The organism is Leucobacter chromiireducens subsp. chromiireducens (assembly GCF_016758255.1).
GTDB lineage: Bacteria > Actinomycetota > Actinomycetes > Actinomycetales > Microbacteriaceae > Leucobacter > Leucobacter chromiireducens.
Map to the genome: position 1 here is coordinate 249,689 of NZ_QYAD01000002.1, position 22,377 is coordinate 272,065.

At 67.4% G+C, this 22,377-nt stretch carries 20 protein-coding genes; 16 read left to right on the forward strand and 4 right to left on the reverse strand.

The features are described from left to right. Positions 1 to 31 precede the first annotated feature (31 nt). The 8 genes from D3226_RS07220 to D3226_RS15150 all read left to right on the forward strand — a co-directional run bounded on the left by D3226_RS07220 (position 32) and on the right by D3226_RS15150 (position 9,289). Positions 32 to 580, forward strand: a complete 549-nt coding sequence (locus tag D3226_RS07220; protein WP_202381757.1) for a hypothetical protein — start codon at positions 32 to 34, stop codon at positions 578 to 580. A gap of 93 nt (positions 581 to 673) precedes the next feature. Beyond that, positions 674 to 1,690, forward strand: a complete 1,017-nt coding sequence (locus tag D3226_RS07225; protein WP_202381758.1) for an FKBP-type peptidyl-prolyl cis-trans isomerase — start codon at positions 674 to 676, stop codon at positions 1,688 to 1,690. A gap of 87 nt (positions 1,691 to 1,777) precedes the next feature. Next, positions 1,778 to 2,866, forward strand: coding sequence for a 1-deoxy-D-xylulose-5-phosphate reductoisomerase (dxr, locus tag D3226_RS07230; RefSeq protein WP_202381759.1), 1,089 nt, complete (start codon positions 1,778 to 1,780; stop codon positions 2,864 to 2,866). A gap of 67 nt (positions 2,867 to 2,933) precedes the next feature. Beyond that, positions 2,934 to 4,397, forward strand: coding sequence for a site-2 protease family protein (locus tag D3226_RS07235; RefSeq protein ID WP_202381760.1), 1,464 nt, complete (start codon positions 2,934 to 2,936; stop codon positions 4,395 to 4,397). Positions 4,398 to 4,484: 87 nt separating this feature from the next. Then, a complete protein-coding gene (ispG, locus tag D3226_RS07240; RefSeq protein ID WP_202381761.1) occupies positions 4,485 to 5,633 on the forward strand; it encodes a flavodoxin-dependent (E)-4-hydroxy-3-methylbut-2-enyl-diphosphate synthase in 1,149 nt (382 codons plus the stop codon). Positions 5,634 to 5,745: 112 nt separating this feature from the next. Continuing rightward, on the forward strand, positions 5,746 to 6,279 hold the full coding sequence (locus tag D3226_RS07245) for a PadR family transcriptional regulator (protein WP_237462560.1): 534 nt from the start codon (positions 5,746 to 5,748) through the stop codon (positions 6,277 to 6,279). Further along, complete coding sequence (locus tag D3226_RS07250; protein ID WP_202381762.1) at positions 6,276 to 7,025, forward strand: ABC transporter ATP-binding protein; 750 nt, start codon at positions 6,276 to 6,278, stop codon at positions 7,023 to 7,025. The genes D3226_RS07245 and D3226_RS07250 overlap by 4 nt, the downstream gene beginning before the upstream one ends. Before the next feature lie 1,811 nt (positions 7,026 to 8,836). Continuing rightward, a complete protein-coding gene (locus tag D3226_RS15150; RefSeq protein WP_420029089.1) occupies positions 8,837 to 9,289 on the forward strand; it encodes an FtsX-like permease family protein in 453 nt (150 codons plus the stop codon). Positions 9,290 to 9,322: 33 nt separating this feature from the next. Here the strand turns inward: D3226_RS15150 and cuyB are convergent, their stop codons facing one another. Continuing rightward, on the reverse strand, positions 9,323 to 10,087 hold the full coding sequence (gene cuyB / locus D3226_RS07260; RefSeq protein WP_202381764.1) for a cysteate racemase: 765 nt from the start codon (positions 10,085 to 10,087) through the stop codon (positions 9,323 to 9,325). A gap of 222 nt (positions 10,088 to 10,309) precedes the next feature. Here cuyB and D3226_RS07265 point away from each other — a divergent pair, with 222 nt between their 5' ends. Next, positions 10,310 to 11,506, forward strand: a complete 1,197-nt coding sequence (locus D3226_RS07265; protein ID WP_202381765.1) for an amidase — start codon at positions 10,310 to 10,312, stop codon at positions 11,504 to 11,506. Here D3226_RS07265 and D3226_RS07270 read toward each other — a convergent pair. Further along, a complete protein-coding gene (locus tag D3226_RS07270) occupies positions 11,503 to 12,444 on the reverse strand; it encodes a LysR family transcriptional regulator (protein WP_202381766.1) in 942 nt (313 codons plus the stop codon). The genes D3226_RS07265 and D3226_RS07270 overlap by 4 nt on opposite strands. A gap of 121 nt (positions 12,445 to 12,565) precedes the next feature. On the opposite strand from D3226_RS07270, the gene D3226_RS07275 reads away from it, so the two are divergent. The 5 genes from D3226_RS07275 to D3226_RS07295 all read left to right on the forward strand — a co-directional run bounded on the left by D3226_RS07275 (position 12,566) and on the right by D3226_RS07295 (position 18,048). Continuing rightward, complete coding sequence (locus D3226_RS07275) at positions 12,566 to 14,167, forward strand: amidohydrolase (protein WP_202381767.1); 1,602 nt, start codon at positions 12,566 to 12,568, stop codon at positions 14,165 to 14,167. An 80-nt stretch (positions 14,168 to 14,247) separates the two neighbouring features. Next, positions 14,248 to 15,234 carry an ABC transporter substrate-binding protein gene (locus tag D3226_RS07280; protein WP_202381768.1) on the forward strand — a complete coding sequence of 329 codons (987 nt, stop codon included), beginning with the start codon at positions 14,248 to 14,250 and terminating at the stop codon, positions 15,232 to 15,234. A 29-nt stretch (positions 15,235 to 15,263) separates the two neighbouring features. Then, the gene (locus D3226_RS07285) at positions 15,264 to 16,241 is read left to right on the forward strand and encodes an amino acid ABC transporter permease (RefSeq protein WP_202381769.1); all 978 of its coding nucleotides are present in this window, start codon (positions 15,264 to 15,266) and stop codon (positions 16,239 to 16,241) included. Beyond that, entirely contained in the window at positions 16,238 to 17,002 is a 765-nt protein-coding gene (locus D3226_RS07290; RefSeq protein WP_202381770.1) for an amino acid ABC transporter ATP-binding protein, read from the forward strand. The genes D3226_RS07285 and D3226_RS07290 overlap by 4 nt, the downstream gene beginning before the upstream one ends. Beyond that, the gene (locus tag D3226_RS07295; protein WP_202381771.1) at positions 16,999 to 18,048 is read left to right on the forward strand and encodes a P1 family peptidase; all 1,050 of its coding nucleotides are present in this window, start codon (positions 16,999 to 17,001) and stop codon (positions 18,046 to 18,048) included. Before D3226_RS07290 ends, D3226_RS07295 begins: the two co-directional genes overlap by 4 nt. Before the next feature lie 61 nt (positions 18,049 to 18,109). Here the strand turns inward: D3226_RS07295 and D3226_RS07300 are convergent, their stop codons facing one another. Continuing rightward, positions 18,110 to 19,534, reverse strand: a complete 1,425-nt coding sequence (locus D3226_RS07300) for an RNB domain-containing ribonuclease (protein WP_202381773.1) — start codon at positions 19,532 to 19,534, stop codon at positions 18,110 to 18,112. A gap of 34 nt (positions 19,535 to 19,568) precedes the next feature. Next, entirely contained in the window at positions 19,569 to 20,801 is a 1,233-nt protein-coding gene (locus tag D3226_RS07305; protein WP_337248927.1) for an MFS transporter, read from the reverse strand. 91 nt (positions 20,802 to 20,892) lie between these two features. On the opposite strand from D3226_RS07305, the gene D3226_RS07310 reads away from it, so the two are divergent. Together D3226_RS07310 and D3226_RS07315 are read left to right on the forward strand one after the other, a co-directional pair. Further along, a complete protein-coding gene (locus D3226_RS07310) occupies positions 20,893 to 21,210 on the forward strand; it encodes an ArsR/SmtB family transcription factor (protein WP_202381775.1) in 318 nt (105 codons plus the stop codon). A gap of 78 nt (positions 21,211 to 21,288) precedes the next feature. After that, on the forward strand, positions 21,289 to 22,344 hold the full coding sequence (locus D3226_RS07315) for an LOG family protein (protein ID WP_202381777.1): 1,056 nt from the start codon (positions 21,289 to 21,291) through the stop codon (positions 22,342 to 22,344). Positions 22,345 to 22,377: the final 33 nt, after the last annotated feature.

Genomic DNA, 22,377 nt, shown 5'->3' on the forward strand with positions numbered 1-22,377 from the left:
CTGCACCCCAGAGAGGACACCGACGCACACCATGAGCCGCAAACGACCTGCCGCCCCAACCGTTCCCGCCGGCCCCGAAGCTCGGCGCCGCGTGAGCATTGAGCTGTGGCGCCTCGCGCTCCCCGTCCTCTGGTTCGGGCTCATCGCTGCGATCTCGTTCATCGAAGCGCCACTGAAGTTCCAGGCCCCCGGCATCACGATCCCACTCGGGCTTGGCATCGGGCGGCTCGTGTTCGCCGCGCTCAACGTCGCCGAGGGGCTCGTGCTGCTCGCCCTCACCCTGCTCTCCTTCTGGCCGCTCGCGACGAGGATCTCGGGCGTGCGCTTCGGCATCTGGGCGGGCCTCGCTGCCGTGTACGTCGCAAAGATCACGCTCGTGCGGCCGCCGCTCAACGCGCGCACCGACCTCGTGCTCGAGGGAGCTGATCCGGGCCAGTCGATCTGGCACTACGTCTACATCGGCTGCGACCTCGCCACAATGATCCTGCTTGCGCTCGCCGCGGCGGGCGCCGCCGGTGCGCTGCTACCACCGCGCACGGCACCGGGCGGAGCGCAGTCCGGGCGGCCCCGCAAGCGGTAGCCATTCCCAGCGGGCAGGCAGCGGAATACGAAATACTGTGCCCATACCCACGGCCGTACGGCCTCAACGCACGTGAAAAGGACGTTCAGCTTCGTGAAACTCTCCCGCGCACTCCTGCCCACCGCCCTCGCTGGCGCCCTGCTGCTCTCCGGTTGCGCCGGCGGCAGCCCGACGGCGGACTCCGCTGGCGCCGATTGCCTCGCTCCCGGCGCCGCGAGCAAGGCGGTCACGGTGAGTGGCGAGACGGGCAGCGACCTGAAGCTCGACTCGAAGACCCCCGTGAACGCCAAGGAGATGCAGCGCAGCGTCCTCACCGAGGGTGAGGGCGACGTGGTGAAGGAGGGCGAAACCATCTCCGTCAGCATGACGATGTTCAACGGCGCGAATGGTGACGTGATGCAGCAGCTGCCCGCCGCGCCCGTTCCGTTCAGCAAGGACCAGCTGATTGGGTGGGCGTACGAGGGCTTCCGCTGCGCGGTTCCCGGTCAGCAGATCGCGATTGTCGCTCCGTACGCTGAGATGTTTGGCGACACGAAGGCTGCGGATACGGGGGTGTCGGACCTCACGGAAAAGGACTCCATCGTGCTCATCATGGAGTTCGGGGAGAAGGGTGAGGACACTGGTGCAACGGGCGAGCCCGGCACGCTCGAACCGAGCGAACTCCTGAAGAAGGCCGAGGGCACCGCGAAGCCGGCTCCCGAGGGGTTCCCCACCGTGAAGCTCGACAAGGATGGCGCGCCCACGATCACGATGCCGAAGGACGCGAAGGCGCCCGAGAAGCTTGAGGTTGCGACGCTCATCGAGGGCGACGGCGAGACCGTCGAGCCCGGCGACCGCGTGTACGTGAACTACCGCGGCGTGATCTGGCGCACGGGCGAGGAGTTCGATTCGAGCTGGAAGAACGGCCAGCCCGCAAACTTCACCACCACCGGCGTGATTGGAGGCTTCCAGAAGGCGCTCGAAGGTCAGAAGGTGGGCTCGCAGATCATCTCCGTCGTGCCCGCTGAGGACGGCGGCTACGGTGCGGCGGGTCTCGAGAAGATGGGTCACCAGCCGGACGACGTCATGGTGTTCGTGCTCGACATCCTCGGGACCGTGCACGCGAAGTAATTCGCGATCCGCAGGTTTTCTCACTGCGCCCCGCGCCCCCGACTTTTGGGGGCGCGGGGCGCGGTCGTCTCGGGCACAATGGAACGTATGAAGCGCATCGTCATTCTTGGTTCCACTGGTTCGATTGGCGAACAGGCGCTCGATGTCGTCCGGAAGAACCCCTCGAAGTTTCAGGTGGTCGGCCTCATTGCCGGCTCGAACGCGGAGCGCATGGCCGAGCAGGCCGAGGAGTTCAACGTTGAGCACACCGGACTCGGTGCTGTCGCCGCCGAGCAGCTCATTCGTGAGGTGCCCGCGCAGGTCGTGCTGAACGGCATCACGGGCTCGGTGGGGCTCGGCCCCACCATCGCCGCACTGCAGGCGGGCCGCACGCTCGCGCTTGCCAACAAGGAGTCACTCATCGTGGGCGGTGACCTCGTCACGGGGATCGCGGCGCCGGGTCAGATCGTGCCCGTCGATTCCGAGCACTCCGCGCTCGCGCAGGCACTCCGCTCGGGTCGCTCGGAGGAGGTGCGCCGCCTCGTGCTCACCGCGTCCGGTGGGCCATTCCGCGGGCGCAGCCGCGAGGAGCTGCGTGGCGTGACTCCGGCCGAGGCGCTCGCGCACCCCACCTGGGACATGGGGCGCATGGTCACCACAAACTCAGCCACCCTCGTGAACAAGGGCCTCGAGGTGATCGAGGCGCACCTGCTCTTCAAGGTGCCCTACAGCAGCATCGAGGTTGTCGTGCACCCGCAGTCGATCGTTCACTCGATGGTCGAGTTCGTTGACGGTTCGACGATTGCGCAGGCGTCACCGCCCGACATGCGGCTGCCGATCGCGCTTGGCCTCACCTGGCCCGACCGCCTCGCAAACGTCGGCGCACCGCTCGATTGGCGCAGCGCCACGAGCTGGGACTTCGAGCCGCTCGACTCCGAGGCGTTCCCGGCGGTTGAACTCGCGAAGGAGGTCGGTCGCGCGCGCCTCACCTACCCTGCCGTGTACAACGCCGCAAACGAAGAGGCCGTCGTCGCGTTCCATGCGGGCCGCATTGGCTTCCTCGACATCGTCGACACCGTGCGAGATGTGCTCGAGGCGCACGCTGCGCCGGAGCAGCTGACGCTCGAGAGCCTTGCGGAGGCGGAGCGCTGGGCGCGGGAGTACTCGGAGCAGGTCATCGCTCGCCGCAGCGCTTAGCGAGGCACACGGCACTTCCCCGGCAATCGCCCAGGGGTTCCCGCGCTCGAGCGAGTAGCCTGAGTGCGTGATTGACGTGCTGCTCTACGTGCTCGGGATCCTGATCGTGCTGATCGGGCTCGCCGTCTCCATCGGCCTGCACGAGATCGGGCACCTCATCCCCGCGAAGCTGTTCGGCGTCAAGGTGACGCAGTACATGATCGGGTTCGGGAAGACGCTCTGGTCGCGCAAGAAAGGCGAGACAGAGTACGGCGTCAAGGCGATCCCGCTCGGCGGCTACATCGCCATGACGGGGATGTACCCGCCGCAGAAGCCGGGCGAGGCGCCACGTGCGTCGACCACGGGCTTCCTCAACTCCGTTGTTGAGGAAGGGCCGCTGCCCGTCACGAGGCCGCAGGGTGAGGCAGGGACGGCCGTGGCTGATCCCGAGCTGCGAGATCCCGAATTGAGCGATGCCGAGCAGCCGGAGCTGCGCCGCGGGATTGCCGGCCTGGTCGACGACGCGCGCCTCGCGAGCGCTGAGACGATCGAAGCCGGTGAGGATCATCGCACCTTCTACCGCCTCCCCGCGTGGAAGCGCATCATCGTGATGCTGGGTGGGCCCGTCATGAACCTCATCCTCGCGTTCGTGTTCTTTGCCATCGTGCTCGTGGGCTTCGGGGTGCCGCAGGCGAGCACCACCCTCGGTGCGGTGAGCGAGTGCTTGCAGCCAGCGGGCAGCACCGCGAAGACTTGCGCGGCAAGCGACCCCGCAGCGCCCGCCGCCGCGGCGGGGCTCCTGCCTGGGGACACTGTTGTCGCGGTGGACGGCACTCCGATCACGGAGTGGGAGGAGTTCCGTGCGCGTGTCTCGGCAGCTCCCGGAATCACGATGCAGCTCGAGATCTTGCGCGACGGCACTCCGCAGACCGTGGCGCTCACGCCCGCGGCGAACGAGCGCGCGCTCGTCGGCGAGGACGGCAAGGTGCTGACCAACGATGACGGCTCCGTGCGCACGGAGAGCGTCGGCATGGTGGGCGCGACGCCGGCCTCCGAGTATGTGCCGCAGCCCATCACCGAGGTGCCCGCGTACGTGGGCGAAAACGTGGCGCGGGTGGCCGGGGTGGTCGTGCAGCTGCCGCAGCGCATGGTCGACACCTGGAACGCCGCGTTTGGGGCGGGGGAGCGCGACCCGAATGGGCCGATGAGTGTGGTCGGCGTGGGGCGCCTCGCCGGCGAGATCGTCAGCCTCGATGAGGCCCCCGTCGCCGCCCGCGTGCAAAGCGTACTCGGGCTGCTCGGCTCGCTGAACATCGCGCTGTTCGTGTTCAACCTGCTGCCGCTCATGCCACTTGACGGCGGGCACGTGGTCGGTGCGATCTACGAGTCGATCAAGCGCGGCTTCGCGAAGTTGCGCGGCAAACCCGATCCCGGTCCGATTGATGCGGCGAAGATGGTGCCCGTGACCTTTGCCGTGGTGTTGGTACTGGGCGCGATGATGGTGCTGCTCGTGTACGCCGACCTCGTGAAGCCGGTGTCGTTCTTCGGGTAGGGCGTACTGTGGCTTTGCTGGGGCTGAGCCGCGCCGGTCCGCGCCGCGCCGAGCGGGCTCGCAGGATGCACGGCTAGACTCTTCTCCGTGGCAGCAGTCAATTTGGGAATGCCGAAGGTCCCCGTGGTGCTCGCACCCCGACGCAAGTCGCGCGAGATCTCGGTCGGTTCGGTAAAGGTGGGCGGAAACGCCCCGGTTTCGGTGCAGTCGATGACAACGACTCCCACGACCGATATCAATGCAACCCTCCAGCAGATCGCCGAGCTTACGGCGTCCGGCTGTGACATCGTGCGCGTGGCGTGTCCAAGCCGCGACGATGCCGAGGCGCTGCCGATCATCGCGAAGAAGAGCCAGATCCCCGTGATCGCGGACATTCACTTCCAGCCGAACTACGTGTACGCCGCAATCGATGCGGGCTGCGCGGCGGTGCGTGTGAACCCGGGCAACATCCGCAAGTTCGACGACCAGGTCGGCGAGATCGCGAAGCGGGCAAAGGCCGCTGGAGTGTCGCTGCGTATTGGCGTGAACGCGGGATCGCTCGATCCGCGTCTGCTGCAGAAGTACGGCAAGGCGACCCCCGAGGCGCTCGTTGAGAGCGCTGTCTGGGAAGCGTCGCTCTTCGAGGAACACGACTTCCACGACTTCAAGATCTCCGTGAAGCACAACGATCCGATCGTCATGGTGCAGGCGTACCGTCAGCTCGCCGAGCGTGGCGACTGGCCGTTGCACCTCGGGGTCACCGAGGCGGGCCCTGCGTTCCAGGGCACCATCAAGAGCGCAACGGCGTTCGGCATTCTCCTCGGTGAGGGGATTGGTGACACGATTCGCGTCTCGCTGTCGGCGCCGCCCGTGGAAGAGGTGAAGGTTGGCCTGCAGATTCTGCAGTCGTTGAACCTTCGCGAGCGCAAGCTGGAGATCGTGTCGTGCCCCTCCTGTGGTCGCGCGCAGGTGGACGTGTACACGCTCGCCGAGCAGGTCACCAAGGGTCTCGAGGGTATGAGCGTGCCGCTGCGCGTTGCCGTCATGGGCTGCGTCGTGAACGGTCCGGGCGAGGCGCGCGAGGCTGACCTCGGTGTGGCCTCCGGCAACGGCAAGGGGCAGATCTTTGTGAAGGGCGAGGTCATCAAGACCGTGCCCGAGAGTGAGATTGTGGCGACACTGATCCAGGAAGCGAACCGTCTCGCCGCTGAGATGCCTGCCTCCGAGTCGGGCACTCCTGAAGTCATCACGGCGTAGGGCACAGCAGCACAGGAGAGGGGCCTCCCCACAACGGCATGACAGTCGTTGTGGGGAGGCCCTTTCGCATCTCCGCTTGCCGATCTATACACGTCGTGTATACACTCGGTGCATGGCAACCATGGACTCCTCACACGCCATGCTCGGGCTGCTCGGCACCGGCTCTGGCTACGGCTATGACCTGAAGCATGACTACGATCGGCACTTCGGTTCCGAGAAGCCGCTCGCGTTCGGTCAGGTCTATGCGACGCTCGCGCGGCTCATGAAGCACGGCTTCATCGCGCTCCTCGGAGATGAGGCGGGCGGCGGCCCCGATCGGAAGCGCTACGAGATCACGCCGGCGGGCCGTGAAGAGCTCGAAGAGTGGCTGTTCTCCGCAGACGTCCCGTCTCCCGCGCTCCAGAGCAACCTGTTCGCGAAGACGGTCATCGCGCTCCTGCTCGGCGACGACGCCGCGAGACTGCTCGATCTGCAGCGTGCGAGGCACCTCGAGCGGATGCGAGAACTGACTCGCCGGAAGATCGGCGCCGACCTCGCCACCGTGCTGGTCTGCGACCACGCGCTGTTCCACATCGAGGCAGATCTCCGGTGGATCGAGCTGACCTCAGCCCGGCTGGGGGAGCTCAGTGCGGAGGTGGCACGATGAGCGCGCTCACTAGTGGCGCACGGTCCAGTGGCGCGGCGACAAACGAGGCAACAGTCGGCGATTCGGTGCTCAGCGTTCGCGGTATCACGCGGTCGTTCGGCATGGACGTAGCCCTCCGCGGGGTCGATCTCGACGTCGCGCGGGGCGAGATCCTCGCGATCATGGGGCCCTCGGGCTCCGGCAAGTCGACACTGCTGCATATCCTCGCCGGTGTACTCACGCCCGATGCAGGAACCGCGAGCTACCGTGCTGCAACGAACTCCGAGGTCGCGGAGCTGAGCACCCTCAGCGAGGCCGAACGCGCGAAGCTCCGCCTCTCTGAGTTTGGCTTCATCTTCCAGTTTGGGCAGTTGCTGCCCGATCTGAGCGCAGCCGACAACGTGTCGCTGCCGCTGTTGCTCGCGGGGCAGGCCCGAAAGGTCGCGCTGCGGCAGGCGCGCAGGTGGCTCGAACGGCTGGATCTTGCCGAGCACGCGGAGAAGCTCCCCTCCGAGTTGTCGGGCGGTCAGGCGCAGCGGGTCGCGATCGCTCGCGCGCTCGTCACTGCGCCGCAGGTCATCTTCGCCGATGAGCCGACTGGCGCGCTGGACTCACTTTCGGCCGAGCAGGTGATGCTCACGCTCACAGAACTCTCGCGGGCGTCGGGTACAACGGTCGTGCTTGTTACGCACGACGCGCGCACCGCGGCGTACGCGGACCGGGAGATCGTGGTGCGCGATGGCAAGCTCTCGGGGCTGGCGCGATGAGAGCGCTCACGTTGGGCTGGGTGCTTGCCTCCCGGGAGCGTGGTGGCGCGAAGCGCCTGTTCGGGATCGCCTCGGGTGTTGCAGTGGGTGTCGCCCTCCTGCTCCTCGTTCTTGCTGCGTACCAGGGTCTGCAGGATCGGGGTGCTCGCGCGAGCTGGCCGATTGACGCCTCGTTCAACGCCGAGCAGACCGCTGAGCGCGTGTTTGACGACGACGCGGTGTGGGTGGCAGCAAGTGGGGTGCTGGGGGCTCCCGGCGACTATTACAACGGTCAGGCGATCACTCGTGTTTCGATCGCTGCGACCGAGAGCTCGACGGTTGTGATACCCGGAATTGACCGTGCTCCACAACCGGGGGAGTATTTTGCGTCGCCGTCGCTCGCGCGGCTGATCGACTCAGCGCCGGCTGACGAACTAGGAGAGCGCTTCGGTACTCGGATCGGGATCATCGGCGATGACGCGCTCGTCGGGCCCGAATCGCTTCTCGCGATTGTTGGCACCGAGGCGGACTCTGTGGAGCCGATGCTTGGTGCCAGCTTGCGGGCTGAGCTCTCCGGCTCGAGCTACCCGAGCTCCGCCTACGCGATGATCGCAATTATCGGTGGTATTGCCGTGCTCTTCCCCGTGGTGGTGCTCATTTCGATCGTCACGAAACTTGGACAGGCGACACGAACCGAGCGCTTCGCAACGATCCGACTGATCGGTGCCTCGCCCCGGCTGGTCGCAGTGCTCTCCGGCATCGAAGCCGTCGTGCCCTCGCTCGCAGGCGCAGCCGCGGGCCTTGGGCTCTTCTTCGTGCTCCGACCGCTCGCCGCGCTTGTCGAGATTGAGGGTTCTCGGTTTTTCGTGAGTGACCTCGCAGTGCCCGGGTGGGGAATGATTCTCGTAGCGCTCGGAACCGCACTCCTCGCTGGTCTGGTCGCTTTCGTCACTGCCCTCCGTGGCGGACTCGGTCCGCTCGGCGGGTCGCGTGAGCAGCAGGAACGTACTCCAACCTGGTGGTCGCTGGTGCCGCTCGGGGTCGGCGCACTCGTGATTGGTGTGCTACCGGTGCTCACGACACTCGACATCGATCCGCTGATCTCAAATCTCGCCGTGCTTCTCGGATTCGTGCTCGTGACGGTGGGGCTGGTGATCGCCGGGCCTGGGCTTGCCTGGTGGGTGAGCCGCGCAGGGGCAGCGCGTGCGCGAAGCGCCGCCGGCGTGCTCGCTCTGCACCGCATCGCTCGGCACCCGCGCGCAACGTTCCGCGCCGTGAGCGGGCTCGTGCTCGCGCTCTTTGTGGTGACCGTGTTCGCCGTTGGCACCACAACCGAGTCGGTGGAGCAATTCGCCGATGTGCCGCCGACGGAACTCGTTCGCGCCGACGCGCTCGTGGCAAACCTGGGAATCGAGGCGGATCCGGAGACAACCGAAGCGGCGATTGCGAGCGTGGCGGCCACCCCTGGTGTCGAGCGCATTGTGCGCGTGGGGTGGTACGAGGGCGTGGACGAGACCGCGCACGACGCCGACCAAGCACCGGTCAGCCCTCCGCCGAGCGACACCGACGGTCGCCCCCTCAACGGCGGTTTTGTCATGGCTGCCGATGACGCTCGGGCGCTCGGGCTCGACACGGCGGCCGATGAGTGGGTGTGGATCGAGCAGCCCTACTTCAGTGTCTTTTCGCTTGGGCGTGACGTTGATATTTTTCCCATCACCGAAGCCGCGGCTGAGGGCGCGATTCCGACACTCATCACCGTGCTCACGGACGGCACGGCAGGCTCGCTCGAACGCGCGCGAACCGCCCTGACCACGAGCGAGCTCGAGCTCTCGATGCTCCCGTACACTCGGGCCGAGAACACGGACGCTGGATCGAGTCGCTTTGCGCGCCAGTATGTGAGCCTCGCTTGGGTGGGCATCCTCATCTCGATGCTTATTTCGGTGGTGTCGCTCTCAGTCTCGACCATCGCAGGCATGATCGATCGTCGGAGGCAGTTGGGCCTTTTGCGCCTGAGCGGAATGCCGGCGGCAACGCTCAGACGCATGATCGTCATTGAAACTGCGTTGCCGCTCGCGGCGGTGTTTCTCTGTACGATTGCGCTCGGTGCTCTGGCAGCGTGGTCGATTGTTGTGGGGCTGAGCAGTGGGGACCGGCAGGTCACGCTGCCGGATGTGAGCTACCTCGGGCTCATCGCCATCTGCCTGGGGCTTGCGGCTGCTGCGATCCTCGTCGTGTTCCGTTCGGTGCGTAGCGAACTCCCACTTGCCGCCACCCGGTTCGAGTAGTCGGGCGCACGCGTCGGCTCTGCGCCGTATAGGTCAGTACATCTCGGCGCGCGGAGCGGAGGCGTGCGCCACGCACGCGCGGGCGAGAGCTGCAGTGGGGTCGGTGACCGGGGGAGTTGTCGTGAGCGTACTGCACGCTATCGGGAGCTCCGTACAGCCGGCAATGACCGTGCTTGCGCCCTGGGCAACGAGCGCGGCAAGCACCGGGGCAAGGGCCGCCCCGCCAGCGGCCTCAGTTCCGCGCTTGACCTCGGCAATTGCGGTGTCCACGGCCAGCTGCTCCTCGGACGACGGCTCAAGTGGTACCAAGCCCTCGGTGAGCAATCGACGAGCGTACAGCCCGCTTGCCCGCGTGGCTGCGGTGCCGAGCACCGCGACACGGGAGCCCGGTGCCGTATTGCGGCGCAGCTCGGCCACGGTGGCTCCCACCATGTCGAGAATGGGGATGCCCACCGCTTCGCGTACTGGCTCGAGAAAGAGGTGCGCGGTATTGCACGGCACTGCGAGGAACGCAGCCCCAGCGGCCTCCAGGCGGCGCGCCCCCGCGATGAGCGCCTGCACGGGGCTCTCCCCGCCGTGCAGGAAGGCCGTCGCACGATCGGGGATGGAAGGGTCTGACCAGATCATGGTGCGCAGGTGATCCTGATCCCGCGTGGCCGGGGTTGCCTGCACGATCTTGCGATAGAAATCTGCTGTGGCCGCGGGACCCATCCCGCCGAGCACACCAATCACCGGGGGCTCCGCGGTGCGCACGGCGCCCCACTCGGGGAGGTGTACTCCGAGACCACTGCGAGGCACGGTCGACTCCTTCGGCGGGCAATTGGATGGTGGCCGAGGCAGACGTTGCAGCGGCGAAAAGGACAGTGGCAACGCTACAAATTTCGGGCCGGTGTGCGCACCGCGGGATCGGCATGCTGAGCAGCAGCAAGAGTGCGCCTCGCGCGGGAGGGTACGTGCTGAAGCTGCTGCTAGCGTGAACCGCACGAGCCCGAGTACGGCGAGAGACCGCAAGGAGAAGACATGCCCGAGTATCCCGCCGGCATTGTCATTTCCGACCTCACGGGGCCGGGCGGCTGCGTGGACGCGGCGGGCTCCGGCCGGCTTCGGCTCGCAGTGAAAGACAACATTGATGTTGCGGGCGCCGTAACGAGCGAGGGATCACGCTTCGTTGCGGAGGAGTCCACACCAGCGGTGCACTCGGCGCCGGTGGTCCAGGCGCTCGTCGATGCGGGAGCCGTTGTGGTTTCCAAAGTCAACATGCACGAGTTCGCCTATGGAGTGACGAGCGACAATCCGTGGTTTGGTGCGGTGCCGAACCCGGCGCTGCCGGGACGTATCCCTGGAGGATCCTCCGGGGGAAGTGCTGCGGTGATCGCTGGGGGCGCGGCGGACATCGCGCTCGGGACCGACACCTCCGGATCGATTCGCATGCCAGCCGGCTGCGTCGGCGTTGTCGGCCTGCGTCCACGAGCCGGCCTGCTCGACCTCAGCGGCGTGCGGCCGCTGTGTCCCTCGTTCGACACGGTCGGCCCCATGGCTGCGAGTGTTGAGCGTCTCGCGTGGGGATGGCGCGCGCTTGCGGGGGCGGCCCTCGCGGCGTGCCCGTCTGATGGCCAGGCAACGGGCACGCGCGCCGGGATCCGGGTCGCGCTGCATGACCCGCATGCGAGCCTGCCCCCGGAGATCCGATCGGTGCTCACCCGATCAGACGCCGCGATCGTCGGAGCTCAATGGGGAGGCGTGCTGGGAGAGCGCAGCGGGGAGGCGTACATCGATACCGTCCTGAACGCGCTGTGGCCGGCCTTTCGGTTCGAAGCCGCGCGGACGCACGCCGCGCGGTTTCCCGCTCGCGCCGCTGAGTACGGTGCGAGTGTGGCACGGAAACTCGCGGCCGCGCAGTCGAGCACCGCAGCGGATCATGAGCACAGCCTGCGCGTACTCCAGGGGCTCCGCAGCGAGCTGCTCAAGGGGTGGGATGATGCCGGCATTGATGCGCTGGTGCTCCCGACGCTCGGCTGCTCCGTGCCCAGGGCAGACGACCCGGAGGAGCAGTACGAGGATGCGCTGGGGCGTTATGCGGCGGTGTGGTCGGCCGTGAACCTCCCCGCCCTCGCGATCGGTAACGTGCAGATCGTCGCGCGCACCGAACAAGACGTGCTGCAGCTCGGATTGCGCCTTGAGCAATCAGGCCTCACGCCGTCGCCTGCGCGGGACTAATCGGCAGCGCGTTCCTCGCACGGCTCGTTTGTGTCGGGCTCGAGCGCGCGCTGCACCGCGGCGAGCACCACTCGCGTGGATGGGCCGGGTGCACTCGGTGAGACGAGCGCATGGACATCACGTGACAAAGCGAGGCCGGGGACGTCAAAGGTGTCCACCCCGGGCGGGGCAAGCCGGGCCACAACACTCGGAACGAAGGCGCTCGCAGCTCCCGCAGCGACCAGGTCGAGCACCACGTCGAAACTGTCGCTGTGCGTCATTGCGCGGGCGCGGACGCCCGCCTGCCGGAACACCCCCTCGATGACGTTTGCGTCACTCGTGCCCGGGTGATGGAGCGCCCACGGCAGCTCTGAGAGCACCTCCGCGGGCGAGCGCTCGCGGAGTGCGGAGTCCAACTGCCACGCGGCGGGGGCAATCAGCCGATATGGATCGGGGCCGAGGTTGACCTGGTGCACCGCGGGCGGCCACGCAAGCCCGCTGCCGGCGTAGCGATACACGAACGCGATGTCTGGCGCGTCGCCGGCCGCGAGCGAGCGCACCGCGGCCGAGGGATCCTGCACCGTGATGCGCAGCCGTACCCCGCTCTGCTGAAACGCGGGATCCGCGTACACGCGGGCGAGGGTGGCGCGAGCCAGGCTGGCATAGAGCACCACCGAAACCTCGCCCGAAGTGTCGTCGTGCGCAGTTCGCGCGGCCTCAAGAATCGTGTCGAGGTCGGCGAACACCGGGGCGGCCGCCCGTGCCATCGCTCGCGCGGCCTCGGTGGGGTGTGCGCTGCGGGCCGTTCGCTCGAAGAGCGGCACACCGACGAACTGTTCGAGCGCGGTCATCTGCTGTGAGACCGCCGATGCGGTGTACCCGAGTCGATTCGCTGCGCCGGCGAATGAGCCGAGCTGCACGACCTCGACGAGTGTGCGCAAATGGATCGGATTGAGCATGAGTTCTCCTTGTGCTCAGCATGGCGCATCGACGTGGGTGCCGCCTTGAACCGTGCCGTTATCTGCCTCTATTGTTGCCTCAGGGGAACCCCGAGAGCAACCGCAAGGATGAGGAGTGCTGATGGTCGAGACGATGTTCACGCATCCGCGCATCCTGGCCGATACCGGGGCAGCAAACGCAACTCCGGCAGAAACCGGAACCGATGCGATCCTCGTTTCTGACGGGATCATCACTGCAGTCGGTGGGCGGCACGAGCTGCGCGAGCGGGCACCGCACGCGTCAGAGGTTCCCCTCCCAGGCCGGGCCGTGGTCGCCGGGTTCCATGACGCGCACATCCACCTGGGAAGTGTTGCCCGCTCGCTGTCGGCGCTCGATCTTCGGGACTGCGCCTCACTCGCGGAAGCACTGGGGCGTGTGCGTGAGTACCTCGTCGCGCATCCCGGGGCGGGCTGGGTCGTGGGCGGTCGCTATGACAGCAACCGGTGGTCGAGTGGGGTGCCGACCCGGCACGATCTTGACGCCGTGTGCGCCGATCGACCGATCGCACTCGCGAGTCTCGATGGGCACTCGGCCTGGCTCAACACCGCTGGCCTGCGTGCAGCCGGAATCGACCGGAACACTCCGGACCCCGTCGGCGGAGACATCGCACGTGAGGCGGACGGGCGCGAGCCGGCCGGGGTCGTGCGCGAGAGCATCTCGGACGAGGTGCGGGAACTGTCTGAGCGTGGCATGGATCCCGAACTTCCGAGGCTCCTGCGTGCCGCGCAGGACATCGTGCTGGCGCAGGGAATCACTCACGTCACCGATCTCGACGAGGGCGCCACTCGGCGCGCGCTCAGCGGGCTCCGTGACAGCGGGGCGCTGAAGATTCGCGTGCACAAGGGAATTCCGATGTCGGACTTGGACGTGGCGATCGAGGCGGGCTGGCGCACCGGTGACGGCGACCGCTGGCTGACGGTCGGGCCGGTGAAACTCTTCTCGGATGGCGCGCTCGGATCGCACAGTGCCCACATGGGTGAGGACTTCGCGGACGCGCCAGGCAACGTTGGCATCGAAGTGCTCCGGTGTGAAGAGCTCGCCGCGCTCGTGGGGCGCGCGAACCGGGCCGGGATCGCGGTGGCCACGCACGCGATCGGCGATCGAGCCAATCGACTCGTTTTGGACGCCTACGCGGAGCATGTTGAGCTCACCCGCGCAATGGGGCTCCGTAATCGCGTCGAGCACGCGCAACACATTGCGCTTGAAGACCTACCGCGTTTCCGGGCGCTCGGTGTAGTCGCCTCGCTGCAAGCTACGCACTGCACCACCGACTACGCGCTCGCCGCCCAGCGAATTGGGCAGCGGCGCCTCGCCAACTATGCCTGGCGTTCGCTGCTCGACTCGGGCGCCGCGCTCGCCTTCGGCTCCGACGCACCCATCGAACCTACGCCGCCCATGTTCGGCGTGCACGCCGCGGTGACTCGACAGGACCGAACGGGTGAGCCCCTGGGCGGGTTCGAACCGCACGAACGCCTGAGCGTGCGCGAAGCGCTGAGCGCGTACTCTGCGGGTGCCGCCTACGCGGCGGGCCTCGAGCACCGCGTAGGTCGAATCGCGCCGGGCCAGTACGCCGACTTCGTCGCGCTCACCGACGACCCCACAGCGATCGATCCCACAGCGCTCGCATCCGTCACCTCGGCAGCGACCGTTATCGACGGCGACGTCGCGTTCGTGCGCGAATAATCCCACCGACCGACACCCACAGATTTCACCGTTTCACCCATTCCCCGCCCGCACCGGGCGGCTCACCAGTAGGAGTAGCAATGCAGCCACGACTCACCCGAAGCAACCGGGCATTCGCCAGGACCGCCACCCTGCTCGCGGTCGGAGGTCTGATCGTCGGCCTCACCGCCTGCGGCGGCCAGAGCCTTGCCGACGTCGACTCGAGCGGATTCGACGTCGACGCGAGCGCAAGCGAGTTCATGCCGATTCCATCGGAGGAGAAGGCCAAGGAGGTGCTGGAGGGGATCACCGCCGACGCTGATCTCGCCGCACAGGTGCCAGACGACATTCGCAAGAACGGCCTCCGCGCCACCACCTCGGTGGGCTACCCGCCCATGGAGGAATGGGGCACGAACGGCACCGACATTGTGGGCGTCGACCCGGCAATTGCGCACGCGATCGCTCGCAAGCTCGACCTGACACTCTCGATCCAGGATCAGGAATTCAACGCGATGATCCCTGGCCTCATTTCGGGCCGCTACGACATGCTGCTCTCCTCAATGACCGACAACGAGGAGCGTCGCGAGACGACCACGTTCGTCGACTACGTCCAGGCAGGGAACGCCTTCCTTGTCGCGAAGGGCAACCCGGACAAGATCGCGCTGCCCGCAGACCTCTGCGGCAAGACCGTGGCTGCGGTCGAGTCGGGATCCTCGGCGCTGCTTGCCGAGCAGTTCTCGAGCGACTGCGAGAGCGCAGGGAAGCCCGCCTACGACATCCTCCTCCTGGGCGGCGACAGCGAAGCAAACCTCAGCGTGCAGAGCGGCCGTTCGAGCGCCACGATCACTGACTACCCCGTGGCCGTGGAGCGAGCGGCGGACCCCGAATCCGAGATGGATGCCGTGCGCATCGAAGGCGACGAGAGTATCTGGGGCATCGGAATTGACAACTCGAAGGCGGAGTTCGCGAAGACCGTGCAGCAGGCACTTCAGTCGCTCATGGACGACGGCAGCTACGCCGAGATTCTCGATGCCTGGGGCCTCGGTGACATGGCGCTCCCGAAGGCTACTCTGAACGGCGGCGCGTAGGGCGCGCCCCGGGAACGCGAGGACGAACGATGACTGTGCAACTGCAGGCGCGCACCGAGCCCGTGGTCGGTTCGGACGGGACACGGATCCCGATTGCGCGACCACTTCACGTGAAGCGCTGGATCACCGGCGCGCTCGCGCTCGCCTTCGTGGCGTGGGCGGTGTCGATCGTGGTGTTCAACGACCGCATCCGATGGGACCGCGTGTGGGAGTACCTGTTCTCCCCGCGCATCCTTGAGGGCGTCGTCGTCACCATCTGGGTGAGCATCGCGGCTACCATCCTCGGCCTCGTGCTCGGGGTGGTGCTCGCGGTGATGAAGCTCTCACACAACCCCGTGCTGCGTTGGATCGCGGAGGGCTACATTTGGTTCTTCCGTGGCACGCCCGTGCTTGTGCAGCTGATCTTCTGGTTCAACCTCGCGTTCCTGCTCCCGTTCATCACACTAAAGATTCCTTTCACGAACATCGGGATGCGCTGGGACACAAACAGTGTGATCAGCGGCAGCGTCGCCGCGCTCCTCGGGCTCGGCCTGAACCTTGCCGCGTACTTCGCTGAGACCGTGCGTGCGGGAATCCAGGCGGTCGACCGCGGTCAGACCGAGGCCGCGCTTGCAGGTGGCATGACGCGGGCGCAAACCATGCGACTGATCGTGCTGCCGCAGGCCCTGCGCATCATCATCCCGCCCACCGGGAACGAGTTCATATCGATGCTGAAGACCACCTCGCTCATCGTGGTGGTGGCGGGCAACGACCTCATGACCAAGGCAAGCCAGATCTACAAGCAGAACAACCTGATCATTGAGCTGCTCATTGTTGCGAGCCTCTGGTACATGGCAATGACCGCGATCGCGACCTACCTGCAGTCGCGACTGGAGAAGCGCTTCGGGCAGGATCGCGTCCGCCTCGTTCGCGGCGAGACGTTCACACAGCAGCTGGTGCGCGTGGCGACCGGGGCCATCACCGTGCCCGGACGTGGTCGCACCGCACGAACGGGGGAGCCGGTATGACTGAGCTACTCGTCGACGCAGCTGGCGTCGAGAAGTCATTTGGCGACAACCGTGTACTGACCGGGGTCGACTTCACAGTGCGCCGGGGCGAAGTGAGCTGCATCATCGGCCCATCAGGGTCCGGCAAGTCCACGTTCCTCCGCACCATCAACGGCCTCGAGACCGTTGACGGAGGCAGCCTCACGGTCGACGGTGAGCAGGTGGGATTTCGCTTGCACGGTGGGCGCTACCACCCGTGGACCGACCGGGAATGGGCCCAGTTCCGCTCACGCATCGGCATGGTGTTTCAGCGCTTCAACCTATACGGCCACATGGACGCGGTCGAGAACGTCGCCGCGAGCCTCATCCACGTGAAGCGCCTGTCTCGTTCGGAGGCGCACGAGCGTGCTCGAGCAGAGCTGGATCGCGTGGGGCTCGGTGAGCACAGCCACAAGCGCCCCCACCAGCTTTCCGGCGGGCAGCAGCAGCGTGTTGCGATCGCACGCGCACTCGCCATGGATCCCGATCTGATGCTGTTTGACGAACCCACGAGTGCGCTCGATCCCGAGCTGGTCGATGAGGTGCTGGAAACCATGCGGGCGCTCGCCCGAGGAGGCATGACCATGATCATTGTGACCCACGAGATTGGCTTTGCGCGGGAGGTGGGCGACACACTGTCGTTCTTCGACCGCGGCACAGTGCTGGAACGTGGCACTCCCGAGGCAGTGCTCTCCGATCCTGATTCGGTGCGCACGCGCGCGTTCCTGGAGCGGGTTCGATGAGCATGGAATCGCGGCCTCGGGCAGCGGAACTCGGCATTCCCGCCGGGCAGTTCGCGCGCGGAGTCGAGAATGCGATCACCGATGTGCCGGGCATTCGGGTGGGACACTCGACCGTGCAGACCGAACGCCTCAGCACGGGTGTCACCGCAATCGTGCCCGACGCGCTCGGACCGGATCGAAAATCGATCCCCGCAGGGCTCTCCGTGGGCAACGGCTACGGGAAGCTCGTTGGCGTCTCTCAGCTGTGCGAGCTGGGGTCCATCGAGACCCCGGTGTTGCTGACGAGCACGCTCTCGGCCTTCCGTGTCGCGGATGCGCTCGTCGCGTACATGCTCGAGCAGCCGGGGCACGAGACGACCACGACCCTCAACCCCGTGGTGGGGGAGACGAACGATGGGTTCCTCTCAGACATCCGAAGCCGGCCGGTTGGTGAGGCCGAGGTGCGCGCTGCGCTCGCCGCAGCGGACACGGGGCCGGTCGCTGAGGGAGGCGTGGGGGCGGGTACGGGCACTGTCGCGCTGGGATACAAAGGTGGGATCGGCACCGCGTCGCGCATCGTCGGGGTCGGCGCGACCGAGTACACCGTCGGCGCGATCGTGCAGAGCAACTACACGGGCACACTGCAGCTCGCGGGGGTGCCCATCCCCGCTGCAGAGGTGCTGCCGGGAGAACCCGCCGAAACGATTGGGAACTCGTGCATGATCGTGGTGGCAACCGACGCGCCGCTTGATGCACGCCAGCTGCGGCGGCTCGCGAACCGTGCGGTGTTTGCGCTGCGCGGCACCGGTTCGGACTTTGCGCAGGGCTCCGGCGACTACGCGATTAGCGTGTCGGTGGGCACGGGGGCGCCGCCGAGCGATGATGACCTTTCGCCAGCGTTTCTCGCGACGATGGAGGCGGTCGAGGAAGCACTCGTGAACTCGGTGCTTCGTGCCGAGACCCGCGTTGGCTTTGAAGGGCGAACTGCGCACGCGGTTCCGATCGCGGAAGTGCGCAGACGGCTTGCCCGGGCCGGGATCGGCGCGGACTCACTGCTGTCGCGCTGAGGGTGCTCCGACTCGGCGGGTCGGCCAACGGGCTGGCCCGCCGAGTCGCTACTCCGAGACGCTATATCGAGACCGGTGCGAGGTCCACGGTGCCGCTTGCGATGTCGGTGCCGAGCACGCGCAAGCGCACAAGGGTACCCGCCCGCAGCCCGTCCGCCGGGCACTGCGCCGTGACGGGCGGGTCGGTGAGCTGCACGCGGGCTTTCGCCCCACGCACCTCGATCACCACCGCGTCGAGCGTGTCGCCCACGCGGTCGTGCAGCACCGCCGCTTCCACGCGGTCAAGCGCGGCCGACGTGAGCTGCCCCGAGCGCTGGTTTGACGCGCGCATGAGTGCGGGGAGCTCGGGGAGGGCCGCCCGAGCCCACTCGGGGATAGCCTCGTCGGCGCAGATCGCTGCGCACACGACCAGCCCGAAGCGGTCGACCAGGCGGCGCAGCGGAGCGGTCACGTGCGCGTACGGTGCCGCGATCGCGGCCTGCCGGGTCTCCGCGGGGAGCGCACCGTCGAAGGAGGTGTAGTCAGCGCCGCGGAACAGCGCCGCCGCCGCTTGTCGCACGGCGGGGGTGCCCACGGCCGTGGGGTCGAGCCCGGCCAGGTACTCGCCGTAGCTGAGATCCTGCGCCCATGGCTGCCCGAGTGCGCGCACGCGGGCACGGAACTCGGTGAGCGCGGTCTCCTCGGGCGGGGGCATCGTGCGCAGGATCCCCACCTCAGCGCCGAGCATGAGCTCCCCGGCGGTGATGCCCGCGAGGAGCGAGAGCTGTGCGTTCCACTCCTCAACGGGCAGCGGATCCCGCCGCTCGATGCGGTAGCCGCTGGGGGTCTCGCGAATCTCCTCCTCGGGCATGCTGAGACTTGCTCCGCCGCGCAGCCGTTCCTGCCCGGACCGCGCGAGTCCCACTTCGCGCAGCAGCGCGAGCGGTCCGTCCGCATGACCTGCGTCGATCGCCCGCTGTGCGCCCGGGTAATCGAGTTGTGCACGCGACCGAATCACTGCGCGCTCGACTCGGCCGGAGTGCGCGGCCCCGTCGGCGTCGAGCTCCGCCGTCCACACGTACGCCGAGCGGGTCTCGCCCGGCAGCAGCGATGCACGGCCCTCGCTGAGCAGCCGCGGGTGCAGCGGAACGGTGCCGTCGGGGAGATACAGCGTCTGCCCGCGTGATCTCGCCGCCCGGTCGAGCGCGCCTCCCGGGTGCACGAACCCCGGCACATCGGCAATCGCATACCGCACGCGCCAGCCCGATCCCACGCGCTCCAGGTGGAACGCCTGGTCGAGGTCCCGTGAGCCCACGGGATCCAGCGTGACGAACGGGATATCGCGCAGGTCACGTGGTGCGGGGAGCGGGATCGCCGCCGCGGCCTCGCTCAACGCATCTGGCGGGAAGTCGAGTGGCACCTCGAACTCGGTTCTGAGCGCGGCGAGCGCCGCCGCGAGCTCTCCGTGAGCGTGATGCGGTGCAAGGTGGGTGCGCCGTGCCGGCATGGCCCCAGCCTAGTGCCCGACCCCGCGTGTGTGGCTAGGCCATGAGGCCAGGAGCGTCCTCGTTCGGGCGTCTGCGCCGCAGGCGAAGCACGCAGGCCGTGCCGGCGAGCAGTGCCACCAGCAGGCCGTAGCCGTAGCTCACTGGGTGCAAGCCAAATAGCTGCACGAGAACCCCTGCCACGACCGTGGGTACGCCGAACGCGAGGTACGAGACGAGAAAGATCACGGCGAACACGTCTGCGCGCTGCGTGGCGGGGATGTGCGGCGACAGCGCACGCACCACACCGAAGAAGGCGGTACCAAAGCCTGCGCCCGTGATCGATACCGTTACGAGGTAGAGGGGGAGCGAGTTGAGCGCCAGTGCGCCGAGCGACAGGAGCGTGCCGCTCGCGAGGGCCGCGGTGCCAAATACGACGATGGTGTGCGCGCTGCGCCGACGGATGAGGAGCGTGGCGAGGCCGCCGGTACCCGCGAGAAGCGCCACGGAGAGCCCCTGCCACAGGTGATCACGCCCGCCGAGCTCGGCCGCAACAATGTTTGCACCGAGTGAGAGGAAGAACCCGCCGGTCGCCCAGCCCGCGAAGATTGCGGGGGCGCTGCGCAGGAATTCTGCGCGCATTGCGGCGGGTACCGTGAGCTGGAATCTCAGCGAGCGTAGCGCGCCGGGCGTGCGCGGTGCCGTCTCGGGAACGAACCACACGAGCACGGCGAGCACCGCGTATGCGGCACTCAGCGGACCGAAAATGTCACGCATCGGCTCGGCAGCAACGTCCAGCATGATGCCCGAGACGAGTGCGCCGCCGCCCAGCCCCACCATGGGCGCAACCGCGTTCCAGACCGCGGCCGAGCCCGGCCTGTCCGGCCGCTCGAGATCGGTGACCGCGGCCGAGAGCGAAGAGAGCAGCAAACCGCTCGCAACGCCCTGCACCGCGCGCCCCCACATCAGGCCGGCCACCGAGTCCGCGTGCCAGAACACCAGCACGCTTACCGCAAGCAGGAGCAGGCCCGCGCTCGCCACTGGGCGGCGGCCGACATGGTCAGAGAGTGAACCTGCGGTGAGGAGTGTGAGGAGCAGCGTGATGGCGTAGACCGCAAACACCGTGGTGATTGTTGCGGAGCTGAATCCGATTTCTGCTGCAAGTACCGGGTAGAACGGCGAGGGCGCGCTCGCGCCGGCCATCATGCCAACGAGGCTCACCACGGTGATGGCGAAGCCCCAGCGCCGGCGTGATGCGCTCGGCGCGGCTGCGTGGGAAGTGGCGTTCACTGCGTGCTCCAGAACTCAGGTGTCAGTTCGATGTTTTTCGAACAGTGCGAGCGTACTGGTATCGCACAAATAGTTCAACTATTATCGAACCATGAGTGCGGTTCCGGAACTCCCACACCCCGAGCGGGCAGAGATCACGCTCCCCGAGGTGTTGTTTGCGCTGAGTGATCCCGAGCGGCTTGCGATCGCCCGCCAGCTGGTCAACGGTCCGATGGAGATGGCCGCCTGCTCGCTCAGCGATCCGAACATGCCCAAATCAACGAAGTCGCACCTCATGAAGGTACTCCGGGAGTCCGGCGTGATTCGCAACGATCCGCAGGGGCGCTCACGCGTGCTCTCGCTGCGCCGGGAGGACCTCGACGCTCGCTTCCCGGGGCTCCTCGACGCGGTACTTGCGGCGGGCGCATAGCCCGTCCGGTTCCTCCTCCGCCCCGGAGCGGGGCGCGGAACCCGCACCTTCCACGGCTCGCACAGCTAGGGTGGAAGCGTGAGCAACGCCACAAACGCCCCCGAACCCGACGCGCAGCAGGAGCTTCGCGAGCGTCTTGACGCGCTGATCGCCGATTGCGGGGTGGGTTCGCAGCGCACGCTCGTGCGGCGCATCCTGGAGACCGGAATCGGCCTGGGGCAGGACGCCACCCCGCGCCGTGATCTCAAGATCACGGCTGCAGCCGTCGAGGAGATGCGCGCGGCATTCCTACTGTTCGCGCCATACGCTGGCACGCCGAAGGTGACTATTTTTGGTTCGGCGCGCACCCATGCGCACGACCCGCTGTGGGAGAACGCGCGCGCCGCCGCCGAACAGCTCGCAAACGAGGGATGGTTCGTTGTGACGGGCGCCGGTCCCGGCATCATGGAAGCCGCGGCGACCGGTGCGGGGCCGGAACAGTCGCTTGGGGTGTCGATCCGGCTGCCGTTCGAGGAAGCGCCGAACGCCGTGCTCACGGGGGACAACCGCCAGGTCGCGATGAAGTACTTCTTCACCCGCAAGCTGATGCTCGTGAAAGAGTCGAGCGGATTCATCTGCCTGCCCGGCGGATTTGGCACCATGGACGAGACCTTTGAGCTGCTCACGCTGCAGCAGACGGGCAAGATGGAGCCCACGCCCATCGTGCTGCTTGACCGCGAGGGCGGTCAGTTCTGGCGCGGCTTCGCGGCGTTCGTGACCGAGCAGCTCGCGGCCAACGGGCTTGTCGCCGTGGACGATCTCGACCGCGTGCTCGTCACGGACTCTGTCGAGGCGGCGGTCGCCGAGGTGACCGGGTTTTGGCGCAACTACGATTCGCTGCGCTGGTTCGGCGCCGAGCTGGTGCTGCGCCTCCGCGCCGAACCGAGTGATGAGGAGCTCGCTGACCTCAACGCGCGCTTCTCGGGCCTGTGCGAGACCGGCACGATTGAGCGAACCGAGGCGCTCCCCGAGGAACGCGGCGACGACGACCGCCCGGAGCTGCCGCGCATTATCTTCACCCCGCGTCGCCGCGCGGTGGGTGACCTGCACCGCCTGATCCGGGCGCTGAACGAGCTGCCCTCAGCGCCGCGCTAGCGGGAAGGCTCACCCGGGTGAGCGCTCCCGCAG